This is a genomic window from Ramlibacter sp., from assembly GCA_019635435.1.
In the GTDB taxonomy this organism is placed as follows: Bacteria; Pseudomonadota; Gammaproteobacteria; order Burkholderiales; family Burkholderiaceae_C; genus JAHBZM01.
Map to the genome: position 1 here is coordinate 3456277 of JAHBZM010000001.1, position 17632 is coordinate 3473908.

Sequence of the window (17632 nt, forward strand, 5' to 3'; positions counted from 1 at the left end):
TTCTGTATACAGACTTTGGAGAATGCATGGCCGCCCAGCTCGTGAAGATTGAAGCCGCCCCCGACCTCGTGGACCAGGTCTACCGGGCCCTGCTCGACGCCATCAGCGAAGGCTCGCTGGCGCCCGGCGAGCGCATCACCCAGGAAGACATTGCCGAGAAGCTGGCCGTGTCGCGCCAGCCCGTGCTGCAGGCCCTGCGCCAGCTCAAGAAAGACGGCTTCGTGCACGACGCGCCGGGCCGCGGCGTGCTGGTGGCGCCGCTGGACGCGCAGTGGATGGGCAAGGTCTATGAAGTGCGCGGCGCCATCGACATGCTGGCCGCGCGGCTGGCCGCCGCGCAGCGCTTTCGCATGGACGCGCGGCTGATCGAGCAAGGGCGCAAGGCCGCCCGCGGCAAGAACGTCAAGGCCATGATCGACGCCGACATGGCGTTCCACGACGCGATCTACCAGGCCTCGGGCAACCCGCTGATCGAGCAGATCGCGCAGCAGCACTGGCGCCACCTGCGCCGCGTGATGGGCGCGGTGCTGCAGTCCTCGCGCCAGCGCGAGACCGTCTGGGACGAGCACGAAGCCATTGCCGCCGCCATTGCCGCGGGCGATGCCGACAGCGCCGCCCGCCTCATTGATCACCACAGCCGCCAGGCCAGCGACAACCTGGCCCGGCAACTCACCCAGGTCCTTCAAACCCGCCAAGGAGACAAAGCATGAAACTGACCCCACAGCAACTCGAACAGTTCGACCGTGATGGCTACCTGTTCTTCCCCGGCCTCTTCACCCCTGAAGAGACGCAGACCCTGAACGACGCCGTGCCCGAGCTCTACAGCCGGCGCGAGGCCTACAACGTGCGTGAAAAGGGCAAGGACGCGGTGCGCACCAACTTTGCCGCCCACATGTACAGCAAGCCCTTTGCGAAGCTGGCGCGCCACCCGCGCATGATCGGGCCGGTGCAGGAGCTGTTCGGCGAAGAGCTGTACATGCACCAGTTCAAGATCAACGGCAAGATGGCCTTTGAGGGCGACGTGTGGCAGTGGCACCAGGACTACGGCACCTGGCTGAACGACGACATGATGCCCACCGAGCGCGCGATGAACGTGGCCATCTTCCTGGACGACGTGAACGCCCACAACGGCCCGCTGATGTTCATCCCCGGCAGCCACAAGAAGGGCGTGGTCGAGGCCAAACACGACCTCACCACCACCAGCTACCCGCTGTGGACGGTGGACAACGAACTGATCGGCAAGCTGGTGGAGCGCGCGGGCGGCAAGGACGGCGGCATCGTCTCGCCGACCGGCCCGGCCGGCTCCATGATCCTGTTCCACAGCTGCCTGGTCCATGCCTCGGGCAGCAACCTGTCGCCCTGGAACCGCGTGAGCGTGTACCTGAGCCTGTGCGCCGTGAGCAACCACATCCGCCGCCCCAAGCGGCCCGAGTACATCGCCCACCGCGACTTCACGCCCATCACCACCCTGCCCGACGACTGCCTGCTCAAGGACTACCCCGTGGACCTGCCCTGGAAGGACGGCCTGCCGGCCAGCGCCATGCAGACTTCTTCGGTGCCCTTTGACGAGATGAAGAAGGCAGCCTGATGAATTTGTACCGCAAACTCCAGCAGCGCGCGGCCGATGGCAAACCCATCCGCATCGGGCTGATCGGCGCCGGCAAGTTCGGCTCCATGTACCTCGCGCAGGTGCCGCGCACGCCGGGCGTGCACCTTGCCGGCATTGCGGACCTGTCGCCCGACGGGGCCCGCGCCAACCTCGCCCGTGTGGGATGGAATGAGGCTGCAGTCCAGGCTCCGTCGCTGGATGCCGCTATCAAAACAGGAGCAACCCACATCAGTGACGACTGGCAGGCCCTGGTGCGCCACCCGGCGATTGACGTGATCGTCGAATGCACGGGCCACCCGATTGCCGCCGTGGACCATTGCCTGGAGGCCTTTGCGCACGGCAAGCATGTGGTCAACGTCACGGTGGAGGCTGATGCGTTTTGCGGCCCCTTGCTGGCCCGCAAGGCGGCCGAAGCCGGCGTGGTGTATTCGCTGGCCTTTGGTGACCAGCCCGCGCTGATCTGCGACCTGGTGGACTGGGCCCGTACCTGCGGCTTCCCCGTGGTGGCTGCGGGGCGTGGCCACAAATGGCTGCCGCATTTTTCAGAGTCGACCCCCGACACGGTCTGGGGCAACTATGGCCTGACCCCCGAGCAGGCCGCGCGCGGCGGGCTCAATCCCAAGATGTTCAACAGCTTTCTCGACGGCTCCAAGCCGTCGATCGAAAGCACGGCCGTGTCCAACGCCACCGGGCTGGGTGTGCCGTCCAATGGCCTGCTCTACCCCCCCGCAAGCGTCGAAGACATCCCGTATGTCACGCGCCCCCTCAGCGAAGGCGGCGTGCTGGAGCGCAAGGGCATGGTCGAGGTGATCTCGTCGCTGGAGGCCGACGGCCGCAAGATTCCCTATGACATCCGCATGGGCGTCTGGGTCACGGTGGAAGCCGAGACCGAGTACATCAAGAACTGCTTTGAGGAATACAACGCCCACACCGACCCGAGCGGGCGCTACTTCACGCTGTACAAGCGCTGGCACCTGATTGGCCTGGAGGTGGGCGTGAGCGTGGCCAGCGTGGCGCTGCGCGGCGAGCCCACGGGCGTGGCCACGGGCTGGAACGCCGACGTGGTGGCCACCGCCAAGCGCGACCTGCAACCCGGCGACCTGCTGGACGGTGAAGGCGGCTACACGGTGTGGGGCAAGCTGCTGCCGGCCGAAAAATCCACGCAGATGGGCGGCTTGCCGCTGGGCCTGGCCCATGGCATCAAGGTGATCCGGCCGGTGCGCAAGGGCCAGTCGCTGAGCTGGGCCGACGTGGCCATCGACACCACAACACATGCTTACAAGTTACGCCGCGAGATGGAAAACCTGTTCGCCGCGCCCCTGCTGAAAGCCGCCTGACAGCCTGCGGCGCGCCGTTGGTTCCATCATGTCTGCAACCAACAAAGGAGGCAGCCATGGGTGACTCAATCAGGATTGCAGTGCTGGGCATCGGGTTCATGGGTTTCCCCATGGCCCGCCGCCTGTGCGAGGCCGGCCATGAGGTCCATGCCTGGAACCGCTCGCGCGAGAAGGCCGAACGGCTGCAGGCCTTTGGCGCCACGGTGCACGACAGCGCCGCCAGCGCCGTGGCCTCGTGCGATGTGGTGGTCAGCATGCTGGAGAACGGCGCCGTGGTCGATGACGTGCTGTTCAGCCAAGGCGTGTCGCAGGCCATGCGGCCCGGCACGCTGTTCATCGACATGGCCTCGATCAAGCCGCGTGAAGCGCGCGACCATGCCGCGCGCCTGGCGGCGCTTGATGTGGCGCACCTGGATGCGCCCGTGTCCGGCGGCACGGGGGGCGCCGAGACGGGCCAGCTGGTGATCATGGTCGGCGGCCGCGTGGCGGATTTCGAGCGCGCGCAAGCCGTGTTCGCGGTGTTTGGCCGCGCCACCCATGTGGGCCCGCACGGCTCGGGCCAGCTGACCAAGCTGGCCAACCAGATGATCGTGGGCATCACCATCGGCGCCGTGGCCGAGGCGCTGCTGCTGTGCGAGAAGGGCGGCGCCCACATGGGCAAGGTCAAGGAGGCGATCACCGGCGGCTTTGCCGACAGCCGCATCCTGCAGATCCACGGCCAGCGCATGGTCGAGCGCGACTTCGCGCCGCGCGCGCGCATGTCGGTGCAGCTCAAGGACCTGCGCAACGCGCTGGCCACCGCCGAGGAAATCGGCTTCGAGGCGCCCATCACCCGCCTGTTCGAAAAGCTGTATGCCGATGGCATCGACCATGGCCTGACCGACCTGGACCACGCCGGGCTTTTCGTGGAACTGGCCAGCCGCAACGGCATGGCCTGAACTGCGTGAAATTTTTTTGGCATAATCTAGGGCTGCCTCAAAACACATCGCCTTGTTGCTAGAATATTGGCTGTTGTGGGGGGGTAGCTCAGCTGGGAGAGCGTCGCGTTCGCAATGCGAAGGTCGGGAGTTCGATCCTCCTCCTCTCCACCACAGCAAACATTTTTTCGAAGTGGGCTCTTAGCTCAGTTGGTAGAGCAGCGGACTCTTAATCCGTAGGTCGAGTGTTCGAGTCACTCAGGGCCCACCACTTCTGACGGGACCCGGTCCATCCGACCGGGTCCCTTTTTCTATGGGGTCGCCATGAATCCCGATGCCAGCCAGTTGTGGAAAGCGCCACGCTGGGCCCTTGCGGTCCTGCTGGCCGTGCTCGGCATGCTGGGCCCCTTCTCGATCGACACCTACATCCCCGCGTTCTCGGGCATCGCGCTTTCACTGGGCGCCACGCCGGTGGAAATGCAGCAGACGCTGTCGGCCTACCTGTTTGGCTTTGCCTTCATGAACCTGTTCCACGGCGCCATGGCCGACAGCTTTGGCCGCCGGCCCGTGGTGCTGTGGGGCATTGCCATCTTCACGCTGGCCTCGGCCGGTTGCGCGCTGTCGCAGAGCATTGGCCAGCTGGTGTTCTTCCGCGGCCTGCAGGGGCTGTCCACGGGCGCGGGCATCGTGGTATCGCGCGCGGTGATCCGCGACATGTTTCCGCCCGCCGATGCGCAGAAGGTCATGAGCCAGGTCACGATCTACTTCGGCGTGGCCCCGGCCATTGCGCCCATCGTGGGCGGCTGGCTGTTCGTGCACACGGGCTGGCACAGCATCTTCTGGTTTCTCACGGGCGTGGGCGTGACCCTGTGGCTGGCCAACTTCAGGCTGCTGCCCGAAACCCTGCACGTCACCCAGCGCCAGCCCTTCAAGGTGCGCAACCTGATGCAAGGCTACTGGCAGCTCGGGCTGGACCCGCGCTTCCTGCTGCTGGCGCTGGCCAGCGGCGTGCCGTTCAACGGCATGTTCCTGTATGTGCTGTCGGCGCCGGCCTTCCTGGGTGACCACCTGCAGCTGGCGCCCACGCAGTTCTTCTGGTTCTTTGTGCTGACCATCGGCGGCATCATGGCGGGCTCATGGTTCAGTGGCCGGCTGGCGGGCCAGATCGCACCCAAGCGGCAGATCCGCCACGGCTTCATCATCATGCTGGGCATCTCGGTGATCAATCTGGTCGCCAACCTGCTGCTGCCGCCACATGTGGGCTGGTCGCTGCTGCCGATTGCGGTGTTCGCCTTTGGCTGGGCGCTGATGGTGCCGGTGGTGACTTTGCTGGTGCTCGACCTGTACCCGATGCGCCGGGGCCTGGCGTCTTCATTGCAAGCCTGCATCGGGTCCACGGCCAACGGCCTGGTGGCGGGTGTGATCGCGCCGCTGGTGATGCATTCCTCGGTCGGCCTCGCCGCCGCCTCGCTGGTGATGATGTGCGTGGGCCTGGTGGCCTGGGTGGTGCTGCACCGTTACTGGCCTGAAATCGGACGGGCCGTGCAGGGCTGAGAACCCGCGCGGCTCATGCCTGCGCCTGCCAGTGGATGCTGCGGTAGTCAAAGCCCGCTTCCAGCGTCGGCTTGATGATGCCGAAATACGGCGACACGTCGAAATCGCGCGGGGCATACAGGCTGTGGTGGCGGATGTGCCAGATCTCGCGCCGCGCGTGCCGGCTCGCCCCGCTTCGCTTTTGCTCGTGGGTGATCAGCGGCAGGATCGGATAGCCCACGTTCTGGAAGGCCTCGGCAATCAACGAGGAGCAGATGGCGCGGGTCGGGTCGCCACTGCCCAGCGCGATCATCTTGCGGCGCAGGTGGCCCGGAACCGGCGGGGCGGGCAGCAGGTAGCGCGCCAAGTCTAACACGTTCTTGAGGTCGTAGCGGTTGCCCAGCTTGCCGGTCACCTCGGCAAGGATGCGGTCGCGGTCCGCGGGCGCGAGGTCGCGCGCCCGGCAGATGCGCGTGTGCAGGCTGCGGTACTGCGCGAGCGGCCTCTTGCAGACGCCCTGCACCACGTCCGCCTCAACGAACAGGAACGGCTCGCCCGACGCGTCGGTGCCTCCCAGCTGCGGGCCCACATAAAGCGCCGCGTGCGACCAGGTGGACTGGGTCAGGTATTTGATGGCCGTGGCGATGCGGCTGGAGCCCTCCACCAGCAGCACATCGCCCGGCTGCAGGCAGCGCAGCAGCCGCGCGGGGTCGGAGGGCAAGCCCACCTGGACACCCTCGCGGGGCGCGGACAGGTAGCGGGCCAGCCACTCTCCCATCGATCGGGAAAGACGCAACATCGTGATACCCCCGGGACAACCAGACCGCGAAGGTTACAACAGCCGGCGACCCGCGCCCGCCAGCAGAAAAGCCCGCGGACCTTTCGGTTCGCGGGCTTTCCGGGGCCGAGGCAGCGCAGGCGCTGCCCTGAGGTTCAGCGTGCGGGCTTGGCCGGGCGACGGGCGCCATCACGCGGCACGTAGGCCTTGGCCGGCCGCGCGGGCTTGGCAAAGCCGGGGCGCGCGAACGCGGGCTTGCGGTCCACAAATTCGCCGCCGCGCGGGGCATGGTGGTCGCCACGCGGCGCAAAGTCGCCACGGGCGGCAAAGCCCTCGTTGCGGGGTGCAAAACCTTCTTGGCGGGGAGCAAATCCCTCGCCGCGGCCACCGCCCTTGTTGAAGCCGGTCTTGTTGGCGTAGCCATTGTTCTCGCGCGGCTGGAAGCCACGGTCGTCACGCGGAGCAAAGCCACCACCGAAGCCGCCGCCACGGTTGCCGCCAAACTTGCGGTCGCGCGAGCCACCGTCGCGGCCCCGGCCACCAAAATCACCACCGGGGCGGCCGCCTTGCGGGAAGCGCTGCTGCGGCTCCAGGCCCGGAATCACTTCGGCCTTGAACGGCTGCTTGCTGTAGCCCTCGATGTCGAAAATCTTGCGGCGGTCACGGAACTCGGCAAAGGTGACGGCCAGGCCGTCACGGCCGGCGCGGCCGGTGCGGCCAATGCGGTGGGTGTAGTCCTCAGCCTTCATGGGCAGGCCGTAGTTGAAAACGTGGGTGATGGTGGGCACGTCGATGCCGCGCGCGGCCACGTCGGTGGCCACCAGCACCTGGACCTGGCCATTGCGCAAGGCCATCAGGCGGCGGTTGCGCAGGCCCTGGCTCAGGGCACCATGCAGCGCCACGGCGTCAAAGCCGTCCTGCTGCAGATCATTGGCCAGGCCGTCGCACTCGACCTGCGTGCTCGCGAACACGATGGCCTGGTTGATGGTGGTGTCGCGCAGCCAGTGGTCGAGCATCTTGCGCTTGTGCTGGGCGTTGTCGGCCCAGAACAGCACCTGCTTGATGTTGACGTGCTTTTCCTGCGGATTGTCGATCTGCACCTTCTGCGGCTGGCGCATCACGCGCGCGGCGAGCTGCTGGATGCGCGGCGCGAAGGTGGCGCTGAACATCATGGTCTGCTTGCGCTCGATGGTGAGCTGGTTGATCTCGGCCAGGTCGTCGGAGAAGCCCAGGTCAAGCATGCGGTCGGCTTCGTCGACCACGAGGAACTGCACCTTGTCCAGCTTGATCTGCATCGAGCGCTGCAGGTCCAGCAGGCGGCCGGGCGTGGCCACCACGAGGTCGGCGTTCTGCAGCTTGGCGATCTGCAGCTGGTAGGGCATGCCGCCCACGATATTGGCGATGCGCAGGCCGCGGCAGTGCTGCACCAGGCCGATGGCGTCATGCGCCACCTGCTGGGCGAGTTCGCGCGTCGGGCAGACGATCAGGGCGCCGGGAACGGCGGCCTTGAAGTTGCGGGTGTTGGTCGGGTCCTTGCGCTTGGGGCGCTTGGGGGCGGGTTCGCCCTTGGCGGCGGCTTCGGCCACGGCACGCTCGAACTCGGCGCGTTCTTCGGCCTCGGCCTGGGCCTTTTGCGTCAGCAGCGTGTGCAGCACGGGCAGCAGGAAGGCCGCGGTCTTGCCGCTGCCGGTCTGGCTGGAGACCATCAGGTCGATGTAGGTGCTGGCCTTGCCCGTCGCGTCGTCGCTCGGCAGGGCCAGGGGAATCACCTTTTCCTGCACCAGCGTGGGCTGGGTGTAGCCCAGGTCTTCCACGGCGCGCAGCAACTCGGCGGCGAGCTGCAGCTTGATGAAGCCATTGGGTTCGGCGGCGGCTGTTTCCACAGCGGCGTCGGCCTGAACAGCGTCATTCACACCCAGGGTGGTCTCGGCAACGGTTTCGGAAAAGATTTCGGCAGGCGAAAAGTCGCCCTGTACTTCAAAGGAGTCAGTCATTGGTCACTCACACGCAACCGGCCCCGCTGGGGACGGCTGTCGTTCATGGTTGAAAAACATCAACCATCAAACGACGTTCAGTGCCCAAGCCACGGGTGACTCTTTTCTTGCGGGCGCTGTTGGCTCATTCTGAGCCTGTGTGTGAAGGGAGATGCACGAGGGCTGTCAGTCACAGCCAAGCCATCGATTATGGCATGAACTCGGGTTTTTACCTAATCAACCATTCGCAGGAAGTGGTCACGGTAGTGCGCCAGCTCATCGATCGACTCGTGCACGTCAGCCAGTGCCGTGTGCTTCTGCTGCTTCTTGAACGCGTTGTAGACCTCGGGCCGCCAGCGCTTGGCCAGTTCCTTGAGGGTGCTGACGTCAAGGTTGCGGTAATGGAAGAACGCCTCGAGCCTGGGCATGTAGCGCACCAGGAAGCGGCGGTCCTGGCTGATGGTGTTGCCGCACATCGGCGTGGCGCCCTTGGGCGCGTACTTGCCCAGAAAGTCCAGGATTTCCTGTTCGGCCTGGGCCTCGGTGACCGTGGAGGCCTTGACCTTGTCGATCAGTCCGCTGCGGCCATGGGTGCCCTTGTTCCAGGCATCCATCTTGTCGAGCTGCTCGTCGCTCTGGTGGATCACCAGCACCGGTCCCTCGATGCGCGGCGTCAGGTCGGCGCCGGTGACGATCACGGCGATCTCGATCAGGCGGTCGGTTTCGGGGTCCAGCCCCGTCATTTCGCAGTCCAGCCAGATCAGGTTCTGGTCGGATTTGGCAAGGCTGTCGATGGGGGTGGCGATGGGGGAGGAATTGGCTTCAGACATCGTTGCGATTGTCGCCGATGACCTAAACTCGATGGCTATGCCCTCTTCCCTCCTGCTGACCCTTGCCTTTGCGGCAGCCCTGCTCGCGGGCCTGCTGGTCAAGTTCTGGCTGACCACCCGGCAGATCCGCCATGTGGCGCGCCACCGCGATGCCGTGCCCGCCGCCTTTGCCTCGGCAGTGCCCCTGGCCGCCCACCAGAAGGCCGCCGACTACACCCTGGCCAAGGCCCGTGTCGGCCTGCTGGAACTGGCCTTTGGTGCCGCCGTGCTGCTGGGCTGGACACTGCTGGGAGGCCTGGACCAGCTGAACCAGGCGCTGCTGGCCTGGCTCGGCGCCGGCAGGACCCAGCAGCTGGCCCTGCTGGGCGCCTTCGCCGTGATCGGTGGCCTGATCGACCTGCCCTTCACCCTGTACCAGACCTTCGTGATCGAAGAACGCTTCGGGTTCAACAAGATGACGCCCCGGCTCTGGCTGGCCGATCTGGCCAAGTCCACCCTGATTGGCGCCCTGATCGGCCTGCCGATTGCGGCGCTGATCCTCTGGCTCATGGGCGCGGCGGGCGGGCTGTGGTGGTTGTGGGCCTGGGGCGTCTGGATGGGCTTCAACCTGCTGCTGCTGCTGGTGTATCCGACCTTCATCGCGCCGCTGTTCAACCAGTTCAAGCCGCTGGACGACGAGGCCCTCAAGGCCCGCGTGACCGCCCTGATGCAGCGCTGCGGCTTCTCGGCCAAGGGCCTGTTCGTGATGGACGGCAGCAAGCGCAGCGCCCATGCCAACGCCTATTTCACCGGCTTTGGCGCGGCCAAGCGGGTGGTGTTCTATGACACCCTGCTGGCGCGGCTGTCGGCCGACGAAGTGGACGCCGTGCTGGCCCACGAACTGGGTCATTTCAAGCATCGCCACATCATCAAGCGCATGGTCAGCCTGTTTGCCCTGAGCCTGGCGGGTTTCGCCCTGCTGGGCTGGCTGTCGGCCCAGGCCTGGTTCTATGCCGGACTGGGCGTGCGGCCCAACATGGCGGGCGCCAACGACGCGCTGGCGCTGCTGCTGTTCCTGCTGGCGGTGCCGGTGTTCAGCTTCTTCATCTCGCCGCTGTTCGCGCAGATCTCGCGCCGCCACGAGTTTGAGGCCGATGCCTACGCCGTGGCGCAAACCCGCGGCGAGGACCTGCGCACCGCATTGCTCAAGCTGTACGAGGACAACGCCTCCACGCTCACGCCGGACCCGGTCTTCGCCAGGTTCTATTACTCACACCCGCCCGCCACCGAGCGGCTCGCAAGGATGTCGTCATGAGCAGCATGCTGAAAAAAAAGGACTGGTCGCAACACGCCCGCCGCGCCCTGACCCCGACCGAACTGGTGACCCGCCTTGCGGCCGTGCCGGGCTGGAAGCTGAGCGGCGACGGGGCTGACCTGGCCATCGAAAAGACCTACACCTTTGCCAACTACTACGAGACCCTCTCGTTCGTGAACGCGCTGGCCTTCATTGCCAACGCGCAGGACCACCACCCCGACCTGTCGGTGCACTACAGCCGCTGCGTGGTCCGCTTCAACACCCATGACGTCAAGGGCATTTCAGAAACCGACTTTGAATGTGCCGCGCAGATCGACGCGCTGCTTGCATGACGCGCCGGGAGCAGCCGCTTGACTGACGGCCCGAAGCTGCAGCCCGGCCTGGTGGTGGGCAGCTTCGGCCGCCATTGCCTGGTGGAAACGCCCACGGGCCAGCGCGTGATCTGCCATCCGCGCGGCAAGAAAAGCCAGGTGGTCGTGGGCGACCGCGTGCAATGGCAGGCGTCGCAGGACGAAGGCACCATCGAAAAAGTGACCGAGCGGCGCAATCTGTTCTACCGGCAGGACGAAATCCGCACCAAATCGTTCGCCGCCAACCTGGACCAGGTGCTGATCCTGATTGCGGCGGAGCCGGAGTTTTCAGAGAGCCAGCTGTCGCGCGCGCTGATCGCGGCCGAGGCCGAGCGCATCACGCCGATCGTGGCCCTCAACAAGAGCGACCTGGTGGAACCCTTTGAGCTGGCCTGGGGTCGGCTGCTGCCCTACCAGCACATGGGCTACGGCGTGCTGCCGCTGTCGCTGCGGCTGTCCGGCGAGGTGGACCGCGAGCTGCTGCTCAAGCACCTGCAGGGCAAGACCACCCTGGTGCTGGGCCCGTCAGGGGCCGGCAAAAGCACCCTGATCAACCTGCTGGTGCCCGGCGCGCTGGCCGAAACCAACGAGATTTCGCAGGCCCTGAACTCGGGCAAGCACACCACCACCAGCACCACCTGGTACTGGGTGGACGAGGCACGCACCACGGCACTGATCGACTCGCCGGGTTTCCAGGAGTTCGGCCTCAACCACATCCCCCCGATGCAGCTGGCCGCCTGCATGCCCGACATCAAGGCCCATGCGTCCGATTGCCGCTTCTACAACTGCACGCACCTGCACGAGCCGGGCTGCGGCGTGATTTCAGCGGTCAAAACGGCCCCGGGTCCAGGCGACATCTGCGCCAGGCGCTACAAAATATATAGCACACTGTTCGCCGAGCTGTCGCAGCCGCCGCGTTACTGAGGCGGCGGTGCGGCGCCTGCGGCGCCCAGCAGCTCGCCCAGCCCCCTGATCAACGCGTCACACTGGGCCGGTGTGCCGACGCTGATGCGCAGGTACTGTTCGATGCGCGGCAGCCGGAAATGCCGCACCAGCACCGCGCGGGCCCGCAGGCCGGCGGCCAGTTGCGCGGCGTCATGAGCGGGGTGGCGTGCAAAGACAAAATTGGCCTGGGAAGGCAGCACTTCAAAGCCAAGCGCCTGCAGCGAGCGGCGCAGCGACTCACGGCTGTCCATCACCGCCTGGCGGGTCTGCTCGAAATAGTCCCCGTCCTCATAGGCCGCCACCGCGCCGGCCTGCGCCAGCCGGTCCAGCGGGTAGGAGTTGAAGCTGTTCTTCACGCGCTCCAGGGCCTCGATCAGATGCCGCTGCCCAGCGGCAAATCCCACACGCAAGCCCGCGAGCGAACGGCTCTTGGACAGCGTCTGGACCACCAGCAGGTTGGCGTGGCGCGCGATCAGGCCCAGGGCACTCTGGGCGCCAAAGTCCACATAGGCCTCATCCACCAGCACCACCTGGTCGGGCTGGCTTCTCAGCAGACGCTCGATGTCTTCAAGGGGCAAGGCGCAGCCGGTGGGCGCGTTCGGGTTGGCGATGACCACGCCACCCGCCCCGGGGCGCCGCGCATAGTCCTCGACCCGGATCTGCATGTCCGGGCCCAGCGGCACCGCCTCCAGCGCAATCCCGTACAGCGCGCCATACACCTGGTAGAAGCTGTAGGTCACATCGGGCAGCAGCACCGGCCGGTCCTGCTGGAAGAAGGCAAAGAACGCGTGCGCCAGGATTTCGTCCGACCCGTTGCCCACGAACACCTGGTCCGCGGCAAGGCCGTGGTGGGCCGCCAGGGTGTGCCGCAACTGGCCGGACTCCGGGTCAGGATACAGCTGCAGGCCCTGCCCCGCGGCCGCCCGGACAGCTTCCACCACCCGTGGTGACGGGGGATAGGGGTTCTCGTTGGTATTGAGCTTCACCAGGCCCGCAATGCGGGGTTGCTCGCCGGGCACATAGGGCTGCAGCCCTTCGACCACCGGGCTCCAGTAGCTGTGCTGCGCCATGGCTTTCAGCCGAGCAGGCGCGCCATGGTGAGCAGGGCCAGCAGCACCATCCACAGCACCACCGAGCGCCAGACCAGTCCCACGATGCTGCGCAGGTGGCCGACCTCGGGCTCACGGCCCGGCGTGGCCTCGGCCGTGGCCGTCGGGTCCGGTGCACCCGGAGACTGAAAGCCCTGCGAGCTGTTGGGCGAAAAAACCGTCTTCAGTGCCTCGCCCCCCAGCCGCACGCCCACGGCGCCCGAGGTGGCCGCCAGGATCACGCCATCGTTGTCCTCGGGAAAGCGCTGCGCATGGTTGCGCCAGCAGTCAATGGCCTCCTCGAAGCTGCCCACCACCGCAAAGCCCAGGGCGGTGATGCGGGCCGGCAGCCAGTCAATCACGCCCCAGGCCCGTGCCGCCGCGCCCTGCAGCGCCGCGCTGGCCGGATGGTTCTGTGCCTTGCTGCGGTACTTCCAGTAGCGGGCCACGAATTCGCTCATGCGGTACAGCACAGCCCCGGCCGGACCGAGCCCCAGCGCGGCCAGCACGGCAAACCAGCCGAGCACGCCATAGACATGGCGGTGCGCGGCCAGCACCGAATACTCGATGACATGGCGCACGATCTCGCTGCGGGGCAGTTCGCTGGCGTCCACCTGCTGCCAGTGCGCCAGCAGCTCGCGCGCGCGGGCCTCGTCACCGGCTTCAAGCGCATCACGGATGTCGGTGAAATGGTGGCTGAACTGGCGAAAGCCCAGCGTCACGTACAGGACGGCCACGTTCCAGAGCACCGCGAACGGCCAGCCCACGGCCCAGGTCAGCAACCAGTAAACACCGGTCGCCGCCAGCGCGGGGACGGCCACGGCCAGCACCCAGGCCACCCAGCCGTGGTGCGCCTTGCCCGCGTCAAAGTTGCGGCTGACCGAGCGGGCCCAGCCGCGCAGCGTCGCATGGATCGGGTTGTGGCGCGCCAGCGGGCGCACCTGTTCGAGCAGCAAGGCGAACAGGATGGCGAAAAAACTCATGCCATCAATGATACGGGCGATGCCGGCCCTGTCCCCGCCGGGCCCTGCAAATCAGGCGATCAGGAAGCGGTAGAAGTTGCGCAGCATGCCGGCCGTGGCGCCCCAGATGAAGCGCTCGGTGGCGCCGTCCATGTAGGGCATGGAAAACCACTCGCGGCGCGTCCCGGCCCATTCCAGCGCATGGCGGTGGTGGTGCGCCGGGTTCATGAGGAAGTCCAGCGGCACCTCGAAGGCATCGGCCACCTCGAAGGCGTTGATTTCCAGCCGGTGCCCGGGCTGCACCAGGCCCACCACGGGCGTGATGATGAACTGGGTGCCCGTGGTGTAGGTGGGGAGGGTTCCGATGACTTCGATGGCGTCGTGGCGCAGCCCGATCTCTTCATCGGCCTCGCGCAGCGCGGTGTGGGCGGCGTCGGTGTCGGTCGGGTCGGCCTTGCCGCCCGGGAACGCCACCTGGCCCGAATGGGTGGACAGGTGGGTGGTGCGTTCGGTCAGCAGCACCGTGGGGCGTTCGCGCATGACGATGGGCACCAGCACCGAGGCCCGCGCCGGGAGCCGCTGCGCGAATTTGGGCTCGAGCCAGACCTCGGGCTCCCAGCGCGGCGGCTGGACGAAACGCAGGCGCAGCGCCGCGGGCGTGAGCGCCTGCGCTCCCACCGCCGGCAAATGCCCGTCAATGCCGATCACCGGCACGGTACGCGGATCGAAATTCGGCAACTTGGACAGCGGCGTCTCGGCGGGAACCGGGTCAATGGGCATGGGCAGGCGCGTCAGAATGAAAAAACCGCCACGAGCACAGGGCTGGCGGCGGCTTGTGGCAAGGCGGGTGGCTTACTTCGGCACCGACACCTTGCTGGGCAGCTTTTCCTTGATCCGGGCCGACTTGCCGCTGCGATCACGCAGGTAGTACAGCTTGGCGCGGCGCACATCGCCACGGCGCTTGACTTCAATGCCGGCGATCAGCGGGCTGTAGGTCTGGAAGGTGCGCTCCACGCCTTCGCCGCTGGAAATCTTGCGGACCGTGAAGCCGCTGTTCAGGCCGCGGTTGCGCTTGGCAATCACGACGCCTTCATAGGCCTGCAGGCGCTTGCGGTTGCCTTCAACCACCTTGACGCTGACGATCACGGTGTCGCCGGGGGCGAACGGAGGGATGGTTTTGCCGAGCTTGGCGATTTCTTCCTGCTCGAGGGTCTGGATCAGATTCATGGTTACCTCAATGATCATGCCCGCGCTACGCTAAGGGCCCTGGTCTTGCGCGTTGGCGCAAGGCGGCGGGCGGCCGGGCAGAGGATCGAAAAGCCTTTGATTATAAAGGATTTATGCCAGCTTTGACAAGAAGGCTTCATCGGCCGGCGTCAGGCGCCCCGCGGCCCGGGCGGCAGCGATCAGGTCGGGCCGCTGGCGGGCCGAGATTTCGAGGCGCCGGTCGCGCCGCCAGCGCTCGATCTGCGCATGGTGGCCCGACAGCAGGGCCTCGGGGGCCCTGCTGCCCTGCCATTCCTCGGGCCGCGTGTAGTGGGGGCAATCCAGCAGGCCATCCAGCGCGGGGTTGAAGCTGTCGAGCTGGTGGCTGCCTTCGTCATTGAGCACGCCAGGCTGCAGCCGGGCCACCGCGTCCAGCAGCGCCATGGCCGCGATTTCGCCCCCCGACAGCACAAAATCCCCCAGGCTGAGCTGCACATCCACATGGGTGTCAATGAAGCGCTGGTCAATGCCTTCGTAGCGGCCACAGATCAGGATCGCACCCTGGCTGTCCGACCAGTGCTGCACGCCCGCATGGTCCAGCCGCGGGCCCACAGGCGAAAACAGCAGCACGGGCGCCGGACCGGCGCGGTCCGCGCGGATGGCCTGCAGGCAACGCGCCAGAGGTTCCGCCATCATGACCATGCCCGGGCCCCCGCCAAACGGCCGGTCGTCGACCCGGCGGTAGTTGCCCTCGGCGTGATCGCGGGGGTTCCACAGGCGCAGGTCCACCTGGCCCGACTCGTAGGCGCGGCGGGTCACCCCGCTGGCCACGAAGGGCGCGAACAGTTCAGGAAAAAGGGTGACGACATCGAAGCGCATGGCGCGTCCGCGGCTCAGTAGTCCGGCTGCCAGTCGACCGTGATGCGCCGCGCTGGCAGGTCCACGCCGTCCACAAAGGCGGCCACGAAGGGAATCATGCGCTCCAGCGTCTTGCCATCGGCCTCCTGCTCGAGCACCAGCACCGTCTGAGGGCCGGTGGACATCAGGTCCTTGACCACGCCAAGCGGCACACCCTCGCGGTTGACCACGTCCAGCCCGATCAGGTCCACCCAGTAGTACTCGTCGGGGCTGGCGGTGGGAAAGCTGGAGCGCGGCACAAAAATGCGCGCGCCCCTGAGCGCCTCGGCCGCCGTGCGGTCATCGACCTCGTGCGCGCTGGCCACCACGGTGTCGGAATGGTCCTTGGCCTCACGCACCCGCAACAGGGCCGTGCCGGTGAACGTCCTGGCGCCACGTTCAGACGGCTGCAGGTACCAGCGGCGGGATGAAAAAAGCGCCTCGGGCGAGGCGCTGTGGGGCAGGACCTTGAACCAGCCCTTGATGCCCCAGGCATCCAGGATGCGCCCGACTTCGACAGCGTCCGCCGGCAGTTCGGCGGGCTCCAGCCCGGGCAACATCGGGAATCAGGCCGCCTTGGCGGCAGCCTGCTTGATCAGGCGCTCCACGGTGGGAGACGCCTGGGCGCCCACGCCGCGCCAGTAGGTCAGGCGGTCCTGGGCAATGCGGATGCCTTCCTCGTTTTCCTTGGCGCCGGGGTTGTAGAAACCGATGCGCTCGATGAAGCGGCCGTCACGGCGCACGCGCTTGTCAGCCACAACGATGTTGAAGAAAGGACGGGCCTTGGCACCGCCGCGGGAAAGTCGAATGACGACCATGATTTATCCTTTGGGTGGACTGGAATGTGACTTCCGGTAATCTCCCAGCGTTGAGACACGCGACATGGCCACCCGGCCAGCGACACGCTGAAAAGCTTTCCATTATATCAACTTCGGGTTTTATGCCTAATATCCGCGCCAGCACCGATGCCGACCTGCCCGCCATCACCGCGATTTACGCCCACCATGTGCTGCATGGCACGGGCACTTTCGAGACCACCCCGCCCACCGAAACCGAGATGACCGGCCGGCGCGCCGACGTGCTGGCCAAGGGGCTGCCCTGGCTCGTCATCGAGGACGCAGGCCAGGTGCTGGGCTTTGCCTATTGCCAGTGGTTCAAGCCCCGGCCCGCCTACCGTTTCTCGGCCGAGGACTCGATTTACCTGGCCCCGGACGCTGGCGGCCGGGGGCTGGGCCGCGCCCTGCTCGCCGCGCTGGTCGAGCAGGCCACCGCGGCCGGGGTGCGCAAGCTGATCGCCGTGATTGGCGACTCCGCCAACGCCGGCTCGGTGGGCGTTCACCGCGCGCTGGGCTTCAGCGAAGTGGGCGTGCTCAAGTCCTGCGGCTGGAAATTCGGCCGCTGGCTGGACGTGGTGCTGATGGACAAATTCATTGGCGCCGGCGACGCCACACCGGCGGAGCCCTCATGAAAAACAAGACCCTCGCAGCCTGGCTGACCTTTGTGGGCGGCCCGATCGGGCTGCACCGCTTCTACCTGAAGGGTTGGGGCGACCTGCTGGGCTGGGCCCTGCCCATCCCGACGGCGCTGGGCATCTATGGCATGGAGCGGGTGCAGCAGTACGGGCTGGACGACCCCTGGAGCTGGGTGCTGATTCCGCTTTTGGGCTTCACCATCGCGGGCTGCGCGCTCAACGCCATCATCTATGGCCTGATGACGCCCGAGAAATGGAACGCCCGATTCAACCCGTCGGCCCCCGCCGACGCCGCGCCCGGCCACACCCACTGGCTGACCATCGGTGCCATCGTGCTGGCCCTGCTGGTGGGCACCACGGTGCTGATGGCCAGCATTGCCTTCAGCTTCCAGCGCTACTTTGAATACCAGGTCGACGAGGCCCGCAAGATCAGCCAGTGACC

The 17632-nt window shown here is 66.6% G+C and carries 20 protein-coding genes and 2 tRNA genes; 12 read left to right on the forward strand and 10 right to left on the reverse strand.

The features are described 5' to 3' along the window. Positions 1-26: 26 nt before the first annotated feature. From KF796_16670 to KF796_16700, 7 genes are all read left to right on the forward strand, one after another. Positions 27-710, forward strand: a complete 684-nt coding sequence (locus KF796_16670; GenBank protein MBX3588270.1) for a GntR family transcriptional regulator — start codon at positions 27-29, stop codon at positions 708-710. Next, complete coding sequence (locus KF796_16675) at positions 707-1588, forward strand: phytanoyl-CoA dioxygenase family protein (GenBank protein ID MBX3588271.1); 882 nt, start codon at positions 707-709, stop codon at positions 1586-1588. The genes KF796_16670 and KF796_16675 overlap by 4 nt, the downstream gene beginning before the upstream one ends. Next, entirely contained in the window at positions 1588-2946 is a 1359-nt protein-coding gene (locus tag KF796_16680; protein MBX3588272.1) for a Gfo/Idh/MocA family oxidoreductase, read from the forward strand. The genes KF796_16675 and KF796_16680 overlap by 1 nt, the downstream gene beginning before the upstream one ends. Before the next feature lie 56 nt (positions 2947-3002). Further along, positions 3003-3884: an NAD(P)-dependent oxidoreductase gene (locus tag KF796_16685; GenBank protein MBX3588273.1), complete on the forward strand. Its 882-nt coding sequence runs from the start codon at positions 3003-3005 to the stop codon at positions 3882-3884. A 77-nt stretch (positions 3885-3961) separates the two neighbouring features. Further along, a tRNA-Ala gene (locus tag KF796_16690) sits at positions 3962-4037 on the forward strand. Positions 4038-4058: 21 nt separating this feature from the next. Further along, a tRNA-Lys gene (locus KF796_16695) sits at positions 4059-4134 on the forward strand. 53 nt (positions 4135-4187) lie between these two features. Then, on the forward strand, positions 4188-5417 hold the full coding sequence (locus KF796_16700; GenBank protein MBX3588274.1) for a multidrug effflux MFS transporter: 1230 nt from the start codon (positions 4188-4190) through the stop codon (positions 5415-5417). A gap of 13 nt (positions 5418-5430) precedes the next feature. Here KF796_16700 and KF796_16705 read toward each other — a convergent pair whose 3' ends face one another. From KF796_16705 to orn, 3 genes are all read right to left on the reverse strand, one after another. After that, on the reverse strand, positions 5431-6195 hold the full coding sequence (locus tag KF796_16705) for a lipo-like protein (GenBank protein MBX3588275.1): 765 nt from the start codon (positions 6193-6195) through the stop codon (positions 5431-5433). A 134-nt stretch (positions 6196-6329) separates the two neighbouring features. Beyond that, positions 6330-8168, reverse strand: coding sequence for a DEAD/DEAH box helicase (locus KF796_16710; protein ID MBX3588276.1), 1839 nt, complete (start codon positions 8166-8168; stop codon positions 6330-6332). A gap of 212 nt (positions 8169-8380) precedes the next feature. Then, positions 8381-8977 (reverse strand): oligoribonuclease, encoded by a 597-nt coding sequence (orn, locus tag KF796_16715; protein MBX3588277.1) that lies wholly within the window; start codon positions 8975-8977, stop codon positions 8381-8383. Positions 8978-9014: 37 nt separating this feature from the next. Between orn and KF796_16720 the strand changes: the two genes are divergently transcribed. From KF796_16720 to rsgA, 3 genes are read left to right on the forward strand one after another with little or no spacing between them, the layout of a single operon-like run. Next, the gene (locus tag KF796_16720) at positions 9015-10271 is read left to right on the forward strand and encodes a M48 family metallopeptidase (protein MBX3588278.1); all 1257 of its coding nucleotides are present in this window, start codon (positions 9015-9017) and stop codon (positions 10269-10271) included. Next, on the forward strand, positions 10268-10603 hold the full coding sequence (locus tag KF796_16725) for a 4a-hydroxytetrahydrobiopterin dehydratase (GenBank protein ID MBX3588279.1): 336 nt from the start codon (positions 10268-10270) through the stop codon (positions 10601-10603). Before KF796_16720 ends, KF796_16725 begins: the two co-directional genes overlap by 4 nt. An 18-nt stretch (positions 10604-10621) precedes the next feature. After that, a complete protein-coding gene (rsgA, locus tag KF796_16730; protein ID MBX3588280.1) occupies positions 10622-11545 on the forward strand; it encodes a ribosome small subunit-dependent GTPase A in 924 nt (307 codons plus the stop codon). Here rsgA and KF796_16735 read toward each other — a convergent pair. The 7 genes from KF796_16735 to rpsP all read right to left on the reverse strand — a co-directional run bounded on the left by KF796_16735 (position 11539) and on the right by rpsP (position 16537). Continuing rightward, positions 11539-12636, reverse strand: coding sequence for a histidinol-phosphate transaminase (locus KF796_16735; GenBank protein ID MBX3588281.1), 1098 nt, complete (start codon positions 12634-12636; stop codon positions 11539-11541). The genes rsgA and KF796_16735 overlap by 7 nt on opposite strands. 5 nt (positions 12637-12641) lie before the next feature. Beyond that, positions 12642-13637, reverse strand: coding sequence for a CobD/CbiB family protein (locus KF796_16740; GenBank protein MBX3588282.1), 996 nt, complete (start codon positions 13635-13637; stop codon positions 12642-12644). A gap of 51 nt (positions 13638-13688) precedes the next feature. Further along, complete coding sequence (locus KF796_16745) at positions 13689-14396, reverse strand: CoA pyrophosphatase (protein ID MBX3588283.1); 708 nt, start codon at positions 14394-14396, stop codon at positions 13689-13691. A 72-nt stretch (positions 14397-14468) separates the two neighbouring features. Further along, entirely contained in the window at positions 14469-14843 is a 375-nt protein-coding gene (rplS, locus tag KF796_16750) for a 50S ribosomal protein L19 (protein MBX3588284.1), read from the reverse strand. A gap of 111 nt (positions 14844-14954) precedes the next feature. Then, on the reverse strand, positions 14955-15701 hold the full coding sequence (gene trmD, locus KF796_16755; GenBank protein ID MBX3588285.1) for a tRNA (guanosine(37)-N1)-methyltransferase TrmD: 747 nt from the start codon (positions 15699-15701) through the stop codon (positions 14955-14957). Between the two features lie 14 nt (positions 15702-15715). After that, positions 15716-16279: a ribosome maturation factor RimM gene (gene rimM, locus KF796_16760; GenBank protein MBX3588286.1), complete on the reverse strand. Its 564-nt coding sequence runs from the start codon at positions 16277-16279 to the stop codon at positions 15716-15718. A 6-nt stretch (positions 16280-16285) separates the two neighbouring features. Continuing rightward, the gene (gene rpsP / locus KF796_16765) at positions 16286-16537 is read right to left on the reverse strand and encodes a 30S ribosomal protein S16 (protein MBX3588287.1); all 252 of its coding nucleotides are present in this window, start codon (positions 16535-16537) and stop codon (positions 16286-16288) included. 122 nt (positions 16538-16659) lie between these two features. Here rpsP and KF796_16770 point away from each other — a divergent pair, with 122 nt between their 5' ends. Together KF796_16770 and KF796_16775 are read left to right on the forward strand one after the other, a co-directional pair. Further along, positions 16660-17187, forward strand: coding sequence for an N-acetyltransferase (locus tag KF796_16770; GenBank protein ID MBX3588288.1), 528 nt, complete (start codon positions 16660-16662; stop codon positions 17185-17187). Continuing rightward, positions 17184-17630: a hypothetical protein gene (locus KF796_16775; GenBank protein MBX3588289.1), complete on the forward strand. Its 447-nt coding sequence runs from the start codon at positions 17184-17186 to the stop codon at positions 17628-17630. Before KF796_16770 ends, KF796_16775 begins: the two co-directional genes overlap by 4 nt. Positions 17631-17632: the final 2 nt, after the last annotated feature.